Source organism: Streptomyces sp. cmx-18-6 (genome assembly GCF_046548915.1).
Taxonomy (GTDB): Bacteria; Actinomycetota; Actinomycetes; order Streptomycetales; family Streptomycetaceae; genus Streptomyces.
In genome coordinates, this window is sequence record NZ_JAEBEP010000019.1 from 26838 (window position 1) to 44567 (window position 17730).

The 17730-nt window shown below is 74.6% G+C and carries 16 protein-coding genes; 8 read left to right on the forward strand and 8 right to left on the reverse strand.

What is annotated here, in order from left to right; genetic code table 11:
• Window positions 1–23 precede the first annotated feature (23 nt).
• The 4 genes from ACLJPL_RS31310 to ACLJPL_RS31325 all read left to right on the forward strand — a co-directional run bounded on the left by ACLJPL_RS31310 (window position 24) and on the right by ACLJPL_RS31325 (window position 3543).
• Window positions 24–197 (forward strand): putative leader peptide, encoded by a 174-nt coding sequence (locus tag ACLJPL_RS31310; protein ID WP_411084332.1) that lies wholly within the window; start codon window positions 24–26, stop codon window positions 195–197.
• 270 nt (window positions 198–467) lie between these two features.
• Entirely contained in the window at window positions 468–1025 is a 558-nt protein-coding gene (gene ssuE / locus ACLJPL_RS31315) for an NADPH-dependent FMN reductase (RefSeq protein WP_411084333.1), read from the forward strand.
• Between the two features lie 164 nt (window positions 1026–1189).
• A complete protein-coding gene (locus tag ACLJPL_RS31320) occupies window positions 1190–2362 on the forward strand; it encodes an SfnB family sulfur acquisition oxidoreductase (protein WP_411084409.1) in 1173 nt (390 codons plus the stop codon).
• A gap of 26 nt (window positions 2363–2388) precedes the next feature.
• The gene (locus ACLJPL_RS31325) at window positions 2389–3543 is read left to right on the forward strand and encodes an LLM class flavin-dependent oxidoreductase (protein ID WP_411084334.1); all 1155 of its coding nucleotides are present in this window, start codon (window positions 2389–2391) and stop codon (window positions 3541–3543) included.
• A gap of 100 nt (window positions 3544–3643) precedes the next feature.
• On the opposite strand, the gene ACLJPL_RS31330 is transcribed toward ACLJPL_RS31325, so the two are convergent.
• The 6 genes from ACLJPL_RS31330 to ACLJPL_RS31355 form a co-directional block, all read right to left on the reverse strand.
• On the reverse strand, window positions 3644–4576 hold the full coding sequence (locus ACLJPL_RS31330; protein ID WP_411084335.1) for an alpha/beta fold hydrolase: 933 nt from the start codon (window positions 4574–4576) through the stop codon (window positions 3644–3646).
• Between the two features lie 119 nt (window positions 4577–4695).
• Window positions 4696–6147, reverse strand: coding sequence for a peptidoglycan D,D-transpeptidase FtsI family protein (locus ACLJPL_RS31335; RefSeq protein WP_411084336.1), 1452 nt, complete (start codon window positions 6145–6147; stop codon window positions 4696–4698).
• A gap of 102 nt (window positions 6148–6249) precedes the next feature.
• Window positions 6250–6945 carry a response regulator gene (locus ACLJPL_RS31340; RefSeq protein WP_411084337.1) on the reverse strand — a complete coding sequence of 232 codons (696 nt, stop codon included), beginning with the start codon at window positions 6943–6945 and terminating at the stop codon, window positions 6250–6252.
• Complete coding sequence (locus tag ACLJPL_RS31345; protein ID WP_411084338.1) at window positions 6942–8258, reverse strand: sensor histidine kinase; 1317 nt, start codon at window positions 8256–8258, stop codon at window positions 6942–6944. The genes ACLJPL_RS31340 and ACLJPL_RS31345 overlap by 4 nt, the downstream gene beginning before the upstream one ends.
• A complete protein-coding gene (locus ACLJPL_RS31350) occupies window positions 8255–9328 on the reverse strand; it encodes a hypothetical protein (RefSeq protein ID WP_411084339.1) in 1074 nt (357 codons plus the stop codon). Before ACLJPL_RS31350 ends, ACLJPL_RS31345 begins: the two co-directional genes overlap by 4 nt.
• An 89-nt stretch (window positions 9329–9417) precedes the next feature.
• Entirely contained in the window at window positions 9418–10188 is a 771-nt protein-coding gene (locus tag ACLJPL_RS31355; protein ID WP_411084340.1) for an IclR family transcriptional regulator, read from the reverse strand.
• A 375-nt stretch (window positions 10189–10563) separates the two neighbouring features.
• Between ACLJPL_RS31355 and ACLJPL_RS31360 the strand changes: the two genes are divergently transcribed.
• The 3 genes from ACLJPL_RS31360 to ACLJPL_RS31370 all read left to right on the forward strand — a co-directional run bounded on the left by ACLJPL_RS31360 (window position 10564) and on the right by ACLJPL_RS31370 (window position 14272).
• A complete protein-coding gene (locus ACLJPL_RS31360) occupies window positions 10564–12084 on the forward strand; it encodes an aldehyde dehydrogenase (NADP(+)) (protein WP_411084341.1) in 1521 nt (506 codons plus the stop codon).
• 176 nt (window positions 12085–12260) lie between these two features.
• Entirely contained in the window at window positions 12261–12977 is a 717-nt protein-coding gene (locus tag ACLJPL_RS31365) for a DsbA family oxidoreductase (protein WP_411084342.1), read from the forward strand.
• Between the two features lie 236 nt (window positions 12978–13213).
• Window positions 13214–14272: an aminotransferase class V-fold PLP-dependent enzyme gene (locus ACLJPL_RS31370; protein ID WP_411084343.1), complete on the forward strand. Its 1059-nt coding sequence runs from the start codon at window positions 13214–13216 to the stop codon at window positions 14270–14272.
• 689 nt (window positions 14273–14961) lie between these two features.
• On the opposite strand, the gene ACLJPL_RS31375 is transcribed toward ACLJPL_RS31370, so the two are convergent.
• Window positions 14962–15468: a MarR family winged helix-turn-helix transcriptional regulator gene (locus tag ACLJPL_RS31375; protein ID WP_411084344.1), complete on the reverse strand. Its 507-nt coding sequence runs from the start codon at window positions 15466–15468 to the stop codon at window positions 14962–14964.
• 142 nt (window positions 15469–15610) lie between these two features.
• On the opposite strand from ACLJPL_RS31375, the gene ACLJPL_RS31380 reads away from it, so the two are divergent.
• Window positions 15611–16681 (forward strand): alkene reductase, encoded by a 1071-nt coding sequence (locus ACLJPL_RS31380; protein ID WP_411084345.1) that lies wholly within the window; start codon window positions 15611–15613, stop codon window positions 16679–16681.
• Here ACLJPL_RS31380 and ACLJPL_RS31385 read toward each other — a convergent pair.
• The gene (locus ACLJPL_RS31385) at window positions 16657–17694 is read right to left on the reverse strand and encodes a VOC family protein (protein ID WP_411084346.1); all 1038 of its coding nucleotides are present in this window, start codon (window positions 17692–17694) and stop codon (window positions 16657–16659) included. The two genes, ACLJPL_RS31380 and ACLJPL_RS31385, sit on opposite strands and share 25 nt — an antisense overlap.
• Window positions 17695–17730 lie beyond the last annotated feature (36 nt).

The following is a 17730-nucleotide window of genomic DNA, read 5'->3' on the forward strand; positions in this document are numbered from 1 at the left end:
GAAACCCTATCGCTCCCTCGCCGATGCCTTCTCGACCTGAAGGGCGACGTCGCCCTACTCTGGGACCCGAGGGCGTCCCCGGAACACCGCGCGCCCGCCGCGCGACGCGAAAGGAGAGGGATGTGCGCCGCCTGACCCGCCGCCGCCACATCGACCTCGGCCGCGTTTCCAGCGCCTTCTGTTGTCGCGAAGTCTGAGGAGACACCTCCTCCTTCGCGCCCTTCGCGCGTCTCTCACGCTCCCGCGTACGCCTCCGCCCCGTGCGGTGATCGCGGCGCGCCGTTCCCGCTTCCGCCGCCCCTGATCGGGTTTCTCGATCACCGCGGTCGCCCTGTCGTCCTGCCGTGCCCCGTCCGCGTACGGCCCGCCCTGTCCGCGCTCCCCGCGCACGCCCCGGTGCGCGCCTCCACCGCACCGGGCCCGGGCCACCCTCGGAGAAACCGGGTCACCCCCAGAGAAGAGGTCCCATGGCCACCGTCCTGTCCGTCTCCGGCAGCCCCTCCGCCACGTCCCGCACCGGCCGCCTCCTGCGCCACCTCGACGCCGACCTGATCGCCCAGGGCCACGAGGTGATACCGCTCGACGTCCGTACGCTGCCCGCCGAGGCCCTGCTCGGCGCGGACTTCGCGCACCCCGAGATCGTCCGCGTCACCGAACTCTTCGCCCGCGCGGACGGCGTCGTCATCGGCACGCCCATCTACAAGGCCGCCTACTCCGGGCTCCTCAAGACGCTCCTGGACCTGCTGCCCCAGTACGCGCTGACCGGCAAGACCGTCCTCCCGCTCGCCACCGGCGGCACCACCGCCCACGTCCTGGCGCTCGACTACGCGCTGCGCCCGGTGCTCTCGTCGATGGGCGCGGCGCACATCGTGCCGGGCTGGTTCGTCCTGGACCGGCACATCTCGGTCGGCGACGACGGGGGAGTGGTCCTGGAGCCGGCCTCCGCCGCCCCGCTCGACCAGGTCGTCGCCCAGTTCGCCGCCGCCCTGGACCGGACCGCCCCGGTACCGGCCACCGCCCGCTGACCCCTTTCCGTGAGCCCCCCCGGCCGACGCCTTCTCGTAAGCCCGCCGCCTGACGCCTGACGCCCTGACCCCTTTGCGTGAGCCCGCCCGCCGACCCCTTTCCGTACGCCCCCGGAGGCAGACCCGTGACCGCGTCGACCCGACCACCGCCCATCACCGCGCGGGTGATCCGCGACGACGCCGAGGCGCTGCGCACCGCCGCCGAGCTCGCCGGGGAGTTCCGCCCGGGAGCCTCCGGGCGGGACGCCCGGCGCGAGCTGCCCCGCGCCGAACTCGACCGGCTCACCGCCACCGGCCTGCTCGCCGTCACCGTCCCGGCCGAGCACGGCGGGGCGGACGTCTCGGCGGCCACCCTCGCGGAGGTCTTCCGACTGCTCGCCTCCGCCGACGCCAGCCTGGCGCAGATCCCGCAGAGCCACTTCGCGTACGTCAACGTGCTGCGGCAGCAGGGCACGTCCGAACAGCGGGCCTTCTTCTTCGCGGAGGTGCTGGCCGGCCGCCGCTTCGGCAACGCCCAGTCCGAGGCCGGGACCCAGCACCTCCAGGACATCCGCACCCGGCTGACGGAGGCCGGAGACGGTTCGTACCTCCTCTCCGGCGTGAAGAACTACTCCACCGGAGCCCTGTTCGCGGACTGGATCCCCGTCCTCGCCCGCGCCGGGGACGACCTGCTCCATGTCGCGTACGTCCCCGCCGACGCGCCCGGTCTCACCGTCACCGACGACTGGGACGGCATGGGTCAGCGCACGACCGCCAGCGGCACGGTCCGCCTCGACTCCGTACGGGTGCGAAAAGCCCACGTCGTACCGCACCACCTCACCTTCACCGGCCCCCAACTCCACGGTGCCATAGCCCAGTTGCTGCACACCGCCATCGACGCCGGGATCGCGGCCGGAGCACTGGCCGAGGCGGTGGAGTTCGTGCGGACCCGAAGCCGTCCCTGGTTCGAGAGCGGGTACGAGAGCGCCGCCGACGACCCCCTCCTCATTCAGCGCTTCGGTGAACTCGCCGTCCGCCACCGCGCCGCCGACGCCCTGCTGGCCGCCGCCGCGCGGGCCGTGGACACCGCACGGGCGGGCCTGGACGACGACAGTGCGGCCGAGGCGTCGATCGCGGTGGCGGCGGCGAAGGCGTACGCCGGGAGCGCGGCGCTGGAGATCGCGGACGCGCTGTTCGAGGTCTCCGGGACGCGCGCCGCCCTCGACGGCCTGAACCTGCACCGCCACTGGCGCGACGCCCGCACCCACACCCTGCACGACCCCGCGCGCTGGAAGATCCAGCACATCGGCCGGTACGTCCTGAACGACGCCCGCCCGCCCCGCCACGGCCTCCTGTGACCTCTCACCCCTGTTCGGAGAAGAACATGCCCCTGACCTTCCACTGGTTCCTGCCCACCAACGGCGACAGCCGCCACGTCGTGGGAGGCGGCCACGGAACGCCGGTCACGGCGGCGGGCGGCGACCGCCCGCCCACGGTCCGCTACCTCGCCCAGATCGCCCGCGCCGCCGAGGACGTCGGCTTCACCGGGGTGCTCACCCCCACCGGAGCCTGGTGCGAGGACGCCTGGCTCACCACCGCGATGGTCAGCCAGCACACCGAGCGGCTGAAGTTCCTCGTGGCCTTCCGCCCCGGCTTCATCTCGCCGACGCTGGCCGCCCAGATGGCCTCCACCTACCAGCGGCAGACCGGCGGCCGGCTGCTGCTCAACGTCGTCACCGGCGGCGAGAGCCACGAGCAGCGCGCCTACGGGGACTTCCTGGACAAGGACGCCCGCTACGCCCGCACCGGCGAATTCCTGGAGATCGTCCGGCAGTTGTGGGACGGCAAGACCGTCGACCTGGACGGCGAGCACCTGCACGTCGAGCAGGCCCGCCTCACCCAGCTCCCCGACCCCGTGCCGGAGGTCTACTTCGGCGGCTCCTCCCCGGCGGCCGGACGCGTCGCCGCCCGCCACTCGGACGTCTACCTCACCTGGGGCGAACCGCCCGCCCAGGTCGCGGAGAAGATCGCCTGGATCAGGGGCCTGGCCGCCGAACAGGGCCGTACCGTACGGTTCGGCATCCGGCTGCACGTGATCACCCGGGACACCTCGCAGGCGGCCTGGGCGGAGGCGGACCGGCTGCTCGCCGGCTTCGACCCGGCCACCGTGCGCTCGGTCCAGGAGGGGCTGCGGCGCAGCGAGTCCGAGGGCCAGCGGCGGATGCTGGGGCTGCACGGCGGCGGCCGGGACGGCCTGGAGATCCACCCCAACCTGTGGGCCGGCATCGGCCTCGTCCGGGGCGGCGCGGGCACCGCCCTGGTCGGCGGCCACGCGGAGGTCGCGGACCGGATCCGGGAGTACCACGCGCTGGGCATCGACGAGTTCGTGCTCTCCGGCTACCCGCACCTGGAGGAGGCGTACTGGTTCGGCGAGGGCGTCCTGCCCCGGCTGGCCGAGGCGGGCCTCTGGACGCACCCGGCGGGACCGGTGGGGGCGGGCGGCTCCCCGGAGATCCCGTTCGCGGGCGGGGCGCGGTGAGCGGTCGCAGGCAGGTGAGCGGTCGCGGTGGGGGAGGAGGTGCGGAGGCGGAGACGGGCGCGGTGAGCGGTGGAGGGTGCGGAAGCGCGGGCGGGGTGCGCTAACCGCCGGTGCTCATCACCAACCGCCGTATCTCCTCCGCGAGTTCCGCCGCCGAGGTGGTCAGCGCCATGTGGTCCGCCTCCGGGAGGATCACATGCCGTCCGTGCGGCGACTGCCGGGCCCGGTACGCGTGGGAGAGCGTGGCCCGTTCCCGTACGGATTCCGGCATGCCCGCCGACGTGCGCCCCGCCGACACCACCGTCACCGGCAGCCCCGCGAGCCCCGGCGGGTTCTCCAGCAGTGCCCGCAGATCGCCCGCCGCGTCCTCCAGCTCGCGCCCCCGGGTGCGGGTCATCGCGACGGTGTAGCCCTCGGCCCGCATGTCGGCGGCGGCGTCGGGCGGCAGCGCGGCGGTGAGCGAGCGGTAGGCGCGGCCCAGCAGCCCCAGCCGCGCCAGGCAGACCGTCGCCAGCTGCCCGACCCGCTCGGCCCGCCGCGTCGAGGGCTGGAACAGCAGCTCGCACGCCTCGTCGGCGGGGTCCACGAGCACCAGCCCCGCCACCCGCGCGGGCCGTGCGGCGGCGGCCAGCCGCACGAGGGGGCCGCCCCAGCTGTGGCCGACCAGGACGTAGGGGCCCTGAGCGCCCAGGTGGTCCAGCAGGTCGCCCAGGTCGTCGGCGAGGGCGTGCAGCCGGCGCGAGGCCCCGGCCGGGGCGGCGGGGCTGCGGCCGAGACCGCTGCGGTCGTACACCACGGTCGCCGCGACGTCGGCCAGGGCCGCCTGGACGGGGGCCCAGTAGGAGCGCCCGGCGGCGAGCCCGCCCTCGAAGACCACGGTGGGCGCGGTCGCCGCCCCGGCCGGGCCCGCGAGCCGCTGGTAGTACAGCTCCCGCCCGTCGCGGGTGCGCGCGAGCCCCGGCCCGCCCTGGCTGTGGGCGGGGGCGACGGACGGGTCGCGCCCCGATCCGGCACCGTGCTCCGTCGGACCCATCCCTGCGCCTCCCGCACGCTCGGCCGTGGACGCGCGGCAGGCCGCCCGGCGTCAAGTAAGGGAAGGGTAACCTAACTTGAGCCCGGTTGTGGGGTCGTACCACCGGACCCCGCCCCCTCTCACCGCTCCAGCGCCGCCTTCATCGTCTTCTGCGCGATCGGCGCCGCCAGGCCGTTCCCGCTGACCTCGGAGCGCGCCGAGCCGGAGTCCTCGACGATCACCGCGACGGCGACCTCCTTGCCGCTGCTGTCGTCCTTCGCGTACGAGGTGAACCAGGCGTACGGGGTGTTGCTGTTGTCCACGCCGTTCTGCGCGGTCCCCGTCTTCCCGCCGACCTCGGCCCCGGCGATCCTGGCGTTGGTCCCGGTGCCCTCCTCGACGACGGTCACCATCGCGCTGCGCAACTGCTCGGCGGTCGACTCCTCCACGACGCGCTTCGTCCTCCCGTCCTCGGTCGTCTCCAGCGGGGAGCCGTCCCCGTCCGTGACCGACGAGACCATGTGCGGGGCGGCCAGCTCGCCGCCGTTGGCGAGCGCCGAGGTGACCATCGCCATCTGGAGCGGGGTCGCGGTGACCTCGAACTGGCCGATCCCCGTCAGTGCCGTCTGCGCCTTGTCCATCCCGGTCGGGTAGACGCTCTCCGACGCCCGAACCGGCACGTCCAGCTTCTCGGTGTCGAACCCGAACGCGTCCGCCATCTCCTTGACCTCGTCCTGGCCGAGGTCGGCGGCGGCCTTGGCGAAGACGTTGTTGCAGGAGTACTGGAGGGCGGTGCGCAGGGTGGCGTTCTCGCAGGGGGCGGAGGCGTTCTCGTTGCGCAGGACGGTGCGGGTGCCGGGGAGGGTGTAGGGGTCGGGGCTGTCGGTGGCCTCGTCGACCGACCCGTACAGCCCGTTCTCCAGCGCCGCCGCCGCGACCACCAGCTTGAACGTGGAGCCCGGGGCCAGCGGCTGCCGCAGCGCCCGGTTGACCAGCGGCTTGTCCCGGTCGTCCAGCAGCTTCTTCCAGGCGTCGCCGTCGCCCGTGCCGCTGATGGCCGAAGGGTCGTACGAGGGGGTGGAGACCATGCCCAGGATGCGGCCGGTCTTCGGGTCGATGGCCACCGCCGCGCCCTTGTCGTCGCCGAGCGCCTCGTACGCCGCCTTCTGGACGCCCGGGTCGATGGTGGTCAGGACGTTGCCGGGGGCGGCCTGCTTGCCGGTGATCAGGTCCGCCGGGTTCTTCAGCCGGTCGTCCGTGCCGTCCAGGACGCCGCTGTGGATGCCTTCGAGCTGGGTCGCCCCGTACGCCTGGGAGCTGTAGCCCGTCACGGCCGCGTACAGCGCGCCCTGCGTGTAGGTCCTCTTGTACCGGAGGTCGCCGCCACTGGTCCCCTTCGATCCGGTGACCGGCGAACCGGCCACGATGATGTCCCCGAGCGGATGCGCGTACTGCGCGATGGTGTTCCGCCGGTTGTGCTCGTCGTCTGCGAGCGCCTTGGCCTCGTACGCCTGCACCCAGGTCGCCCGCACCAGCAGGGCGAGCACCATGAGCAGACAGAAGACCGAAGCGCGCCTGATTGTCTTGTTCATCCCGCTGGAGGGACGAGCGGCGGCGTTCCGCCCGTTCCCGCTTGTGCCGCTTCTCACCGATTTCTCACGTGGCCCGCAGAGGTGTGAAGGCCGGCCCGGGGCTCAGCCGGGGGTGATGAACCCGGACTCGTACGCCGCGATGACCGCCTGCGTACGGTCCCGGGCGCCGGTCTTCGCGAGGACCGCCGCCACATGCGTCTTCGCCGTCGCCGGGCCCACCGCGAGCCGCCCCGCGATCTCCGCGTTGGTCAGCCCCGCCGCCATCAGCCGCAGCACGTCCGCCTCCCGCCCGGTCAGCCGCGCCACCCAGGGTGCCGGGGCCGGGGCCGCCCGCCGCCCGGCGTGGCCGGCGGCCAGGGTGCGCACGGCCGCCGGGTAGAGGAGCGAGTCGCCGCACGCCACCAGGCGCACCGCCTGCACCAGCTCCTCGGCCGCCGACCGCTTCAGCAGGAACCCGGCGGCTCCGGCGTGCAGGGCGTCGTACACATACGCGTCGTTCTCGAACGTCGTGACGACGACGATCCGCGGCGGGTCCTCCAGGGTGGCGAGGATCTGCTCGGTGGCCCGGATGCCGTCGATCTCCGGCATCCGCACGTCCATCAGCACCACGTCGGGCCGCAGCGCCCGCACCACGGAGACGGCCTCCGCCCCGGTGGCGGCCTCCCCGACCACCTCGATGCCCTCCTCGGCGTCGAGGATCGCGCGCAGCGCCGTACGCACCATCTCCTCGTCGTCCGCGAGCACGACCCGGACGGATGCGCCGCTCGCGACCGCGCCCCGGTCCGGCGTCCCGCTCATGACCCCTCCTCGGTGTTCTCGCGGCGGGCGGTCGGCGGTGCCCCGGCCGTCAGCGGCAGCCGGGCGGTGAGCCGCCAGCCGCCGTCGTGCGGTCCCGCCTCGCTCCGGCCGCCCAGCAGCGCGGCCCGCTCCGCGACGCCGCGCAGCCCCCGGCCGCCCCCGGGGCGCACCACGGCGGGCCGCTCGCCCAGCGGGTTCTCCAGCACGATCTCCAGCTCCCTCTCCCGTACCGCGACCAGCAGCCGCACGGGGACCGGGGAGCCCCCGCCGTGCCGCAGGGCGTTGCTCAGCCCCTCCTGCACGATCCGGTACGCCTCCCGCGAGACCACCGGATCCACCGCCCCCGAACCGCCCGGGTCGCCCACCCGCTCGTACGCCACCGGCGTCCCGCAACGCTCCAGCAGCCCGTCGAGCGCGTCGAGCCCGGGACCGTTCGCCGCGTCCCCGCCCCCGGCCTCCCCGTCCCCCGGCTCCCCGTCCCGCCGCAACAGCCCGACCACCGCGTCCAGCTCGCCGACCGTCCGCCGCGTCGTCTCCTCGATCGCGGTCAGCGCCCGGCGGACGAACTCCGGGTCCCGGTCCAGGACCCGCCGGGCCGCCCCCGCCTGGAGGGTCACCGCGCTCAGGGCGTGGCCCACCGAGTCGTGCAGCTCCCGGGCGAGCCGGTTGCGTACGGCCAGGTCCGCCGCCCGGCGCTCGGCGGCGGCGAGCCGGTCCTCGGGCGTCGGCCCCAGCAGCACCGGGGCCCGCCGGGCCAGCAGCTTCCCGGCCCCCGCCGCCACCAGCGCCATCGCCCCCAGCATCGCGAGCCCGGCGAACGGCGCGAGGGCCTGGGCCCACGGCGTCCCCAGCGCCTCGGGGCCCTGGAGAAGCCAGGAGTCGCGCAACCCGGCGGAGAAGGGCAGGCCCATCACGGCCACCGCGAACGGCGGCAGCGCCAGCGTCATCCCGCTGACGATCCCGCCGAGCGCCAGGTGCAGCGTGAACCAGGCGGTGGTCCGCACCCGGGCCTGCCGGGTCCGGGCGGGCCCCTCGGCCAGCAGCGCGGGCGGGACCCCGCACAGGGCCCGGGCGGCGGCCACGGACAGCGGCCGGACGAGCGGGAAGAAGCCGCTGACCGCCACCATCGGCAGGGCGCAGGCGAACGCGGCCAGCTGGGCGGGCACGGAGGAGAAGAGCCCCGCCCCGCCGCCCACCATGCCGATCAGGATCGTGCCGACCAGGAAGTACGGCATCAGCAGCGCGCCGCCGACGATCAGATGCAGCCAGCGCAGCCGCGCCCGCCGCCCGAACAGCGGGACGAGCACCCTCATGGGCGGGTGCCGGAGGTCTGCGCGGCTCCGGGAGCCCCGGCGACCGGCGCGCCGACGCGGCTCGCCGCCGCGCGTTCCGCGAGGAAACGCGCGCCCGCCACCGCGATGAACCCCCCGACCAGCATCTGCACAGCGTAGATCAGCAGCATCGGCGTCGTCGGTCGATCCGCGGTCCCGCCCGCGCCCATCAGGGCGGCGAGGGTCAACCAGCCGCCCCAGCAGGCCACTTGCGCCGAACCGGCCCAGGCCAGGACGAGCGGCGTCCGCAGCGGCAGCCGGCCCCCGCGCCGGAAGGCGAGCAACAGGACCCCGGTGACGGCGACGGCCACGAAGAGCGCGTTGACGGCTTCGAGAACGTAGAAGTCGCTGGTGCGCTGCGCCGCGCGGCCCTCGTTGAGCCCGGCCGTCGAGCCGGTGGCCCAGAGGAGATGGGCGAGGCCCGGGGCCGCGGCGAGCAGGGCGGCGGCCACGGCGGTGACGCGCAGGGCGGGGGAGGCCGGCGTCTCGGGGAGTTCCCGCAGCGGGCCCTGCCAGAGGTGGCCCCAGCGCCCCTTGGCGTACAGCGCGAAGAGAGCGCCCAGCGCGAGGCCCTGGACGATGAAGCCGCCGTAGACGACGCCGAAGACCCACGGGTCGAGGAACGGGTCACCGCCGCCGCCGTCCCGGCCGGACGTCTGCCCGCCGTCGCCGCCGAGGAGCCGCACGGCCATCTGGAGCGGATAGGCCGTCATGATCGGCAGCAGCAGACCGCTCGCCGCCCACATCGGCGCCGCCGGCAGCCAGGCGGGCGTCCGCAGGCCCCACGGCCGGGTGAGGAGCAGGGCGAGGACGACGACGCAGCCGGCCATCAGGACCGTGGCCGCGTTGCCGATGACCAGCGTGGCGCCGCCGTCCAGCAGCGGGCTGCCGTCCGGGATGCCGAGCCGGCTGCCCGCCATCCAGGCGGTCTTGAGGCCGACATAGGGCACGCAGGAGACGATCACGAGCGCCCGCAGCACGGACCGCGCGCGGTGGGTGCGGTGGGTGCGGTACGGGGGTGGGTGCGGGAGGGAGGTCCGGTTCGGGGTCATGACGACCACGCTTCCGCGCGGCCGCCGTCCGCACCTCCTGCCCGGAGACGATCCGCCTCCGCCGCGCGGGGGAGAGCCCCGGGGAGGGCTCACAGCCTCCGGGTGGCGAGGGTGAGCCGGTCGCGGGCGTCGAACAGGGCGTCCTTGACCGTCTGTTCGTGCCCGGGGGTGAGCCGGGCGACCGGAACCGAGCAGCTGACGGCGTCGCGCGCGGGCGTGCGGTAGGGGAGCGCGACGCCGAAGCAGCGCAGGCCGAGGGTGTTCTCCTCGCGGTCCACCGCGTACCCCCGCTCGCGGACCAGGCGCAGTTCCCCGATGAGCTTCTCGCGGTCGGTGATGGTGTGCTCGGTCACCGCGGGCAGCGTCTCGGGGAGCAGCTCGCGGACCTGCTCGTCGGTGTGGGTGGCCAGCAGCGCCTTGCCGAGCGCGGTGGAGTGGGCGGGGAGCCGGCGGCCGACCCGGGTGAAGGGGCGCAGGTAGTGCTGGGACTGCCGGGTGGCGAGGTAGACCACGTTCGTGCCGTCGAGCCGGGCCAGGTGGATGGTCTCCGTGGTGTCGTCGGAGAGTCGGTCCAGGGTGGGCCGGGCGGCGGCCACGACCTCGTCGCCGTCGAGATAGGAGGTGCCCACCAGCAGGGCCCGCACCCCGATCCCGTACCGGGCGCCCGTCGCGTCCGTCTCCACCCAGCCGAGCTCGACCAGGGTGCGCAGCAGCATGTAGAGGCTGGACTTGGGGTAGCCCACGGCCTCCTGCACGGCCGCCAGCGAGTGCAGTCCGGGGCGTCCGGCGAAGTACTCGAGCAACTCCACCGTCCTTACCGCGGACTTGACCTGCGCCCCGCCCGAATCGGCGACCGACATCGCCCACGCCCCTTCCTCGGCCTTCGGCTCCGCGCCCGAACGGGCCTCGAACGGCCCTCGAACGAGCCGCGATCGGCTCCGAATCGGCTCCGAATCGGCCCCGCAACGGCCCCGGACCAGCGCCCGGAAAGCTCGCCGCCCTGGGATTGCCGACACCGATTGCCAACACGGAACGCCCGGAAATAGAGTCCGATCATATTCACGATCAGGAACTCTGTTCAGAATACCGAACGCTTGTCATGGGTAGTCCGGGACCACACAGCAGGCAGTCCAGGGCGGCACAACAGGCCGTCCAGGGCCACGGCAAGCCGTCCAAGACCACAGCAGCAGGCCGTCCGGACCGCGCGGGCGACCCCGGACCGGGAGGGAATCACGGTGAGCGCAGCACCAGTCTGGAGCGTCGACCCCCGCACCGGGAACCCGCGCGAGCAGGTCGCCGTGGAGGCCACCGCCGACGAGGTCGACCGCGCGGTCCGGGCGGCCCACTCCGTGCGCGACGCCCTCGCCGACCGCACGGCGCGCGCCGCGTTCCTGCGCGCCGCGGCGGAGCTCCTGGAGGAGTCCGGCCCGCACATCATCGAGGCCGCCGACGCGGAGACCGCCCTCGGGCCGGCCCGGCTCACCGGGGAACTCGCGCGCACGGCAGCCCAGTTGCGGGCCTTCGCGGAGGTCGTCGACGAGGGCGCCCACCTCGACATCCGCATCGACCACGAGGACGGCTCCCGCACCCCGCCCCGGCCCGACCTGCGCCGCTACAAGATCCCGCTCGGGGTCGTCGCCGTCTACGCGGCGAGCAACTTCCCGCTCGCCTTCTCCGTCCCCGGCGGCGACACCGCCAGCGCCCTGGCGGCCGGCTGCCCCGTCGTCGTCAAGGCGCACCCCGGCCACCCGGCCACCTCCGAGCTCTGCGCCTCGGTGCTCCGCCGGGCCGCCGCCCGCACCGGGCTGCCCGAGGACGTCGTCACCCTGGTCCACGGCTTCGACGCGGGCGTCGAGCTGATCCGCCACCCGCTGGTGGCCGCGGCCGGCTTCACCGGCTCGGTCCGCGGCGGACGCGCCCTGTTCGACGCGGCGGCGGCCCGCCCCGCCCCCATCCCCTTCCACGGCGAACTCGGCTCGCTCAACCCGGTCGTCGTCACCGGGGCCGCCGCCGCCGAGCGGGCCGAGCAGATCGGCGGCGGGCTCGGGGTCTCGATGACCCTGGGCGTCGGCCAGTTCTGCACCAAGCCCGGCTTCGTCCTCGCTCCGTCCGGCGACGCGGGCGACCGGGTGGTCAAGGCCCTCACCGAGACGGTCAGCGACACCGGCTCCGGGGTGATGCTGGACCACCGCATGCGGGACGCCTTCCTCGACGGCGTACGGAGCCGGGCCGGACTCCCGGACGTCGAGGCCCCCGTCACCCCCGGCGCGGGCAGCGAGCACACGGTCTCCGCCGGCTTCCTGACCGTACCGGCGCACCACCTGACCGCCGACGGCCCGCACGACGCGCTCCTGGAGGAGTGCTTCGGGCCGGTCACCGTGATCGCCCGGTACGGCTCCGCCGCCGAGGCCGCCGCCGTCCTCGCGCGCCTCCCCGGCAACCTCACCGCCACCCTCCAGACCGCGACGGAGGGCGACGACCCCGAGGCGGCGGCCCTCCTCCCGGCCCTCGCCCCGCTCGCCGGCCGCGTCCTGGTCAACGGCTGGCCGACCGGCGTCGCCGTCGCCCCCGCCCAGCACCACGGCGGCCCCTACCCGGCCGCCACCTCGCCCTCCACCTCGGTCGGCGCGACCGCGATCGAGCGCTGGCTGCGCCCGGTGACGTACCAGAGCACCCCCGAAGCGCTCCTGCCACCGGAACTGCGCGAGGCCAACCCCCTGAACCTGCCCCGCCGCGTGGACGGACGCCCCGCGTGACCCCCGCCCGGGGCTCCTTCGCCCTGTGGGCCCTCGGCCGGGGCCCGATCGCCCCCGGCTGCGGATCCGCCCCCGGCCGCGGGAATCACCCGGCCCGATTCCGCGTTCGACCAGAGGTCTGACCTGCGGAGGAAGCCTCCGCGCCCCGTCCCCGGCCTCTGGAGAGAAGAAGAGTCATGCGCGTCGAGATCTGGTCCGATATCGCCTGTCCCTGGTGCTACATCGGCAAGGCCCGCTTCGAGAAGGGCCTCGCCGAGTTCGCCCACCGGGACGAGGTCGAGGTCGTGCACCGCTCCTTCGAGCTCGACCCCGGGCGGGCCAAGGGCGAGAGGGAACAGGTCGTCGACATGCTGGCCGCCAAGTACGGCCGGACCCGCGAGGAGGCCGCCATGATGGAGGCCAACGTCGCGGCGAACGCGCAGGCCGAGGGGCTCGGTTACCGCACCGAGGGCCGTGACCACGGCAACACCTTCGACATCCACCGGCTGCTGCACCTGGCCAAGGCCCGAGGCCGCCAGGACGAGCTGCTGACCCTGGCGTACCGGGCGAACTTCGCCGAGGAGCGCTCCGTCTTCGACGACGACGTGCTGCTCGCCCTCGCGGTGGAGGCCGGGCTCGACGCCGACGAGGCGCGTGCGGTGCTCGCCGACCCCGAGGCGTACGCGGACGACGTCCGGGCGGACGAGCGCGAGGCGTCCGAGCTGGGCGCCAACGCCGTGCCGTTCTTCGTGCTCGACCGGCGGTACGGGATCTCCGGCGGCCAGCCCTCGGAGGTCTTCGTCCAGGCGCTGGAGCAGGCGTGGAAGGACCGCCCGGCCACCGCGCTGACCACTGTCGGCGGCGACGCGGCGGCCTGCGACGCGGACGGCGCCTGCGAGATCCCGCAGAGCTGATCCTGCCGCAGCCGCAGCCGCAGCCGCAGCCGCAGCCGCAGCCGCAGCCGCAGCCGCAGCCGCAGCCGCAGCCGCAGCCGGGCCGAAGCCGCGCTGTCGAAGCCGGGCCGAAGCCCGGGCCGCAGGCGTATGCGCGGCCGCATGTCCCGTGACAGCCCCGTCCATAAGAATTCCTTGGGTGCACCCCGGGAATCCTCGCAATTGACGAGAGGTCACGGGGACTCCAGGCTGGTCGTATGACGATCTCCACGCTCAGTCGGGCGGCCGCCGCCGAGTTCGCACCCGAGGTCACCTACCTCAACACCTCCAGCTGGGGGTTGCTGCCCCGCCGCACCATCGCCGCCGTCAAGGCCCTCGCCGACGAGAACGCCGTGGGCCGGAGGATCGGCGCGGGCAGCTTCGACGCGGTGGAGGCGGCCCGGGCCGGGTTCGCCCGGCTCGTGGGGGTCCACCCGGACCGGGTCGCCACCGGCAGTTCGGTCACCGTCCACGTCGGGCTGATCGCCGCCTCGTTGCCGGCGGGTGCCGAAGTGCTGGCCCCCGAGGGGGAGTTCGCCTCCGTGGTCAGTCCGTTCGCGCTCCGCGGCGACCTGCGCATGCGGTACGTCCCGCTCGCGGACCTCGCCGACGCCGTACGGCCCACGACCGCGCTCGTCGCCTTCTCCTCGGTCCAGTCGGCGGACGGCCGGGTGGCCGACCTCGCCGCCGTCCGGGCCGCCGCGGCCGCACACGGGGCCCGGACCCTGCTGGACGCCACCCAGTCGGCGGGCTGGCTGCCGCTGGAGGCGGGGGCGTACGACTACACCGTCACCGGCGGCTTCAAGTTCCTGCTCTGCCCCCGGGGTACGTCGTTCCTCACCGTGACCGAGGAGGCCCAGGCCACCCTGCCGCCGCTCTTCGCGGGCTGGGTCGCCGCCGGCGCGCCCTGGAACAGCAACTACGGACCGCTGGAGCGCCTCGACCCCACCGCCCGGGACTTCGACGAACCGCCCGCCTTCCTCTCGTACCACGGGGCCCAACACTCCCTGGCGCTGCTCGCGGAGATCGGGACCGACGCGCTGCACGCCCACGCCACCGGGCTCGCCGCGCGGCTGCGCTCGGGGCTGGCGGAGCTGGGGCACAGGACCGTCCCCGGGGAGTCCGCGATCGTCTCCGTACCGGGGTTCGGCCACCGTGAGCCGGAACTGGTCGAGGCCCGGATCGCGGTCTCGGCCCCGGCCGGGAACCTGCGGATCTCCTGCCACCTCTACAACACCGAGGCGGACGTGGACCGGCTGCTGGACGTCATGGGCTGACGCGGCGCCCCCGGCCCCCGCCTTCCCCGCCGGAGGAGATCGCCACCGCGCGTCCGAGCCGGCCGAGAGCATGCGGATGCGGCCCAGCCACTTGGCCCTGCTCCCGGATTCCCGATTCCTGCTGGTGAGCGGCCGCACCTTCCGGAACGAGACCGAAGACCTCTGGACGCCCAACGCTGTGGTGTACTCCCGATCGGGCCCGCCCGAGGCCGAGTTCTGCGTCGGCGACGACATCCCCGCGCTCGTCACCGACGTGCACGGAGCCATCAGCGGCAGGGGCGGCGCCTGCCAGACATGGATCACTCCGTCCACCGACGCGGTGGTCGGCTACCTCGGCCCCGTCCGGCAGCCGGACGGATTCGCGGTCCGCGGCAACCGGGCGGTGCCCACCCGCCGAGACCACGGCAAGCGGTTCGTGGAGCTCACACGTGCCGCGTTCGATGGCGCGCCTGGGGAGCGACCAGCCGCTGTCGGCTTCGGGCGCCCGGTCGAGTCGTCCTGCGGTGCGACCAAGGCCGCGACGGCTCCCTCTGGCTCCGCGCGGGCGACACCTGGCTGCGCGTCGACGTATGAGGTGTTGAGGGCTCAGGATGCGCGGAACGGGACGGGACGACGAGCGGAACGCCCCCTCAGCGCCGCCTCCCCCGGGGAAGCCTTAGCCCCGCCATCCCCGCTTCCCCCGGGAAGCCTCAGCCCCGCTCAGGGCACCCCTCGGTCTCCCGGCAGAGGTTCCCCTCCACCTTCGCCAGCAGCCGCGTCAGCTCCGTGCGCTCGGCGCTGTCCAGGCCCGCGAGCGTGTGCCCCTCCAGGCTGCCCCAGGCGTCCCGCACCGCCGCGTGCAGCGCGCAGCTCTCGTCCGTCGCCTCGACCAGCACGGCCCGCCGGTCGTCCGGGTCGGGGCGGCGGCGCACGTGCCCGGTCTGTTCGAGGCGCTGGAGCATCTTGGTGACCGTGGACGGGTCCAGGTCCAGGGCCTTGATCAGCTCCGCCTGGCGCACCGGCCCCGAGTCCCACAGGTGCGTCATCAGGAGCTCCTGCCCGGGGTAGAGCCCCAGCCCCCTCAGCAGCTTGCCCGCCGCGATCCGGTGCAGCCGGGCGACGCGGGTGACGGCGTGGCCCACGGGTCCGCCGAGCGCCGCTCCGGGCAGCGCGTCGGTACAGACGGCTTCCGCGGGGACGACGGGGCCGGTGTTCATGGGGGCTCCTCGGTGGTGCGCCGGTCGGACTCCGATGATGCCCGACGGTTTCATGCCAGCTTAACTTGGTCGGCCAAGCAATGGGCTACAGTTGCCCTCAACGCCAATGCTTGGCCGACCATATAATGTATTGGGAGCCCTCATGACCACCGCTTTCGACCCGATCGACCTGTCCGGCACCCCGCTGGCCAACCGCATCGTGATGGCCCCGATGACCCGGAGCCGGGCGGGCGACGGCGGTACGGCCACCGAGCTCACGGCGGCCTACTACGCCCAGCGCGCCTCGGCCGGCCTCGTCATCACCGAGGGCGTCCAGCCCTCGGCCGTGGGTCAGGGCTATCCCTCCACGCCCGGGCTGCACAGCCCCGAGCAGGTCGCCTCCTGGCGCAAGGTCACCGACGCGGTGCACGCCGAGGGCGGCCGGATCTTCGCCCAGATCATGCACGCGGGCCGCATCGGCCACCCGGTCCTGCTGCCGGACGGCCTCGTCCCGGTCGGCCCCTCCCCGGTCAAGGCGGCGGGCCAGGTCTACACGGCCGAGGGACCCAAGGAGTTCGTCGAGCCGCACGAGCTGACCGACGCCGAGATCCGGCAGACCGTCGCCGACTTCGTCTCCGCCTCCCGCAACGCCATCGAGGCCGGCTTCGACGGCGTGGAGCTGCACGGCGCGAACGGCTACCTCATCCACCAGTTCCTCGCGCCCAACACCAACCTGCGCACCGACGAGTGGGGCGGCTCCGAGACCGGCCGCATCCGGTTCGCCGTGGAGGTCGTCACGGCGGTCGCGGCCGAGATCGGGGCCGCCCGCACGGGGCTGCGCATCTCGCCCGGGAACCCGTACAACGACATCGACGAGCCCGCCCCGGACGCCGTGTACACCGCCCTGGTCCAGGAGATCGAGCCGCTCGGCCTCGCCTACCTGCACATCCTGGAGCAGGTCCCGATCCGCGAGCTGACCCTCCAGCTGCGCAAGACGTTCACCGGCGCCGTCCTGATCAACGTGCACTCCGAGGGGCCGACCGGGCCGGAGCACCACACCGTGATCGACGACGGCATCGCCGACCTGATCTCGTACGGCGTGCTCTTCCTCGCCAACCCGGACCTGCCCGCCCGGCTCAAGGCCGGCGGCCCCTTCAACGCCCCCGACCCGTCGACCTTCTTCGGCGGCGACGCCCGGGGCTACACCGACTACCCGGCGCTGGACGCTGTCTGACCGTCCCCCGGCGGCCTGCCGTCCCACCGCCACGAGGCGCGGCGCGGGTGGTCCGGCAGCGCGGCGCGACCGGTGGCCCAGAGCAGGACCGCCCACCGGTCGCCGCCCGCCGGGGCCTCGGGGAAGAGCCGGGTCAGCACCCGGTCGCAGAGCGCGGCGGGCGGGGCCCACGCGAGCCCCAGCCCCTCGGCGAGGTCATGGGTGTGCACCAGGGTCTCCAGCACGCCCATCGCGGCGAAGCCCTCCGGGTCGGAGACCCCGAACCCGTGGTACGAGCGCACCCCGGGCGGCGTCGTCCGCGCCATCGAGGCCAGCAGCGCACCGCTCGCCTCCAGGGTCGCCAGCAGCCCGGCGGGCCCGGCGTCGCGGTCGGCGAAGACGGCGTTGCGCGGCCCGCCCGGCCGTTGCGGCGCGTACCGGTAGGGCACGTCGCTGTCGAGCGGGGGCGTACGCGGGCCCAACTGGACGGCGTACGCGAAGAGGTCGTCGCTCAGGTGCTCCACCGTCTCCCAGCACGTCCACTCCAGCGTCCCGGCGGGCGTGTCCCAGCGGTCCGCGGGCGCTCCGGCCAGCGCGTCCACCGCGAGCCGGACGGCGGCCGTCACGTCGTCGGCGGTCACCGGCAGCCGGGATGCGGTCAGGGCGGCCCGCTCGGCGTCGGAGCACTCCACGCAGAACTCGTTGCCCTCGGGATCCGCCAGCGTCGCCCACCCCCGCCCGTTCGGCTTCCGGTGGTCGCCCACCAGCGTCGCGCCGAGCGCGAGCAGCCGCTCCACCTCCTCGTCCCGGGTGCGGTCCTGCGGCTGGACGTCGAGGTGGACCCGGTTCTTGACGGTCTTGGCGTCGGGCCCCTGCACGAAGAGGATCGCCGCGCCGGGGGTTTCGAGCAGAGCCTCCGGATCGCCGGGGAGGTCCTCGTCGGAGAGCGGCGCGCCGAGCACCTGGGACCAGAAGCTGCCGAGCGCGTGGGCGTCGGCGCAGTCGACGGTGATGTGCCGTACGTGGGAAGTCATGGCCGCCACCCTCGCTCGTGGCCGCCGGCGGGGTCC

Coding starts and splice junctions, on each gene's coding strand:
- ACLJPL_RS31335 (WP_411084336.1), bottom strand. CDS start 6,147: ATGAACAAGACAATCAGGCGCGCTTCGGTCTTCTGTCTGCTCATGGTG.
- ACLJPL_RS31380 (WP_411084345.1), top strand. CDS start 15,611: ATGACCACCGCTTTCGACCCGATCGACCTGTCCGGCACCCCGCTGGCC.
- ACLJPL_RS31385 (WP_411084346.1), bottom strand. CDS start 17,694: ATGACTTCCCACGTACGGCACATCACCGTCGACTGCGCCGACGCCCAC.
- ssuE (WP_411084333.1), top strand. CDS start 468: ATGGCCACCGTCCTGTCCGTCTCCGGCAGCCCCTCCGCCACGTCCCGC.
- ACLJPL_RS31325 (WP_411084334.1), top strand. CDS start 2,389: ATGCCCCTGACCTTCCACTGGTTCCTGCCCACCAACGGCGACAGCCGC.
- ACLJPL_RS31310 (WP_411084332.1), top strand. CDS start 24: ATGCCTTCTCGACCTGAAGGGCGACGTCGCCCTACTCTGGGACCCGAG.
- ACLJPL_RS31340 (WP_411084337.1), bottom strand. CDS start 6,945: ATGAGCGGGACGCCGGACCGGGGCGCGGTCGCGAGCGGCGCATCCGTC.
- ACLJPL_RS31365 (WP_411084342.1), top strand. CDS start 12,261: ATGCGCGTCGAGATCTGGTCCGATATCGCCTGTCCCTGGTGCTACATC.
- ACLJPL_RS31350 (WP_411084339.1), bottom strand. CDS start 9,328: ATGACCCCGAACCGGACCTCCCTCCCGCACCCACCCCCGTACCGCACC.
- ACLJPL_RS31355 (WP_411084340.1), bottom strand. CDS start 10,188: ATGTCGGTCGCCGATTCGGGCGGGGCGCAGGTCAAGTCCGCGGTAAGG.
- ACLJPL_RS31330 (WP_411084335.1), bottom strand. CDS start 4,576: ATGGGTCCGACGGAGCACGGTGCCGGATCGGGGCGCGACCCGTCCGTC.
- ACLJPL_RS31345 (WP_411084338.1), bottom strand. CDS start 8,258: ATGAGGGTGCTCGTCCCGCTGTTCGGGCGGCGGGCGCGGCTGCGCTGG.
- ACLJPL_RS31370 (WP_411084343.1), top strand. CDS start 13,214: ATGACGATCTCCACGCTCAGTCGGGCGGCCGCCGCCGAGTTCGCACCC.
- ACLJPL_RS31375 (WP_411084344.1), bottom strand. CDS start 15,468: ATGAACACCGGCCCCGTCGTCCCCGCGGAAGCCGTCTGTACCGACGCG.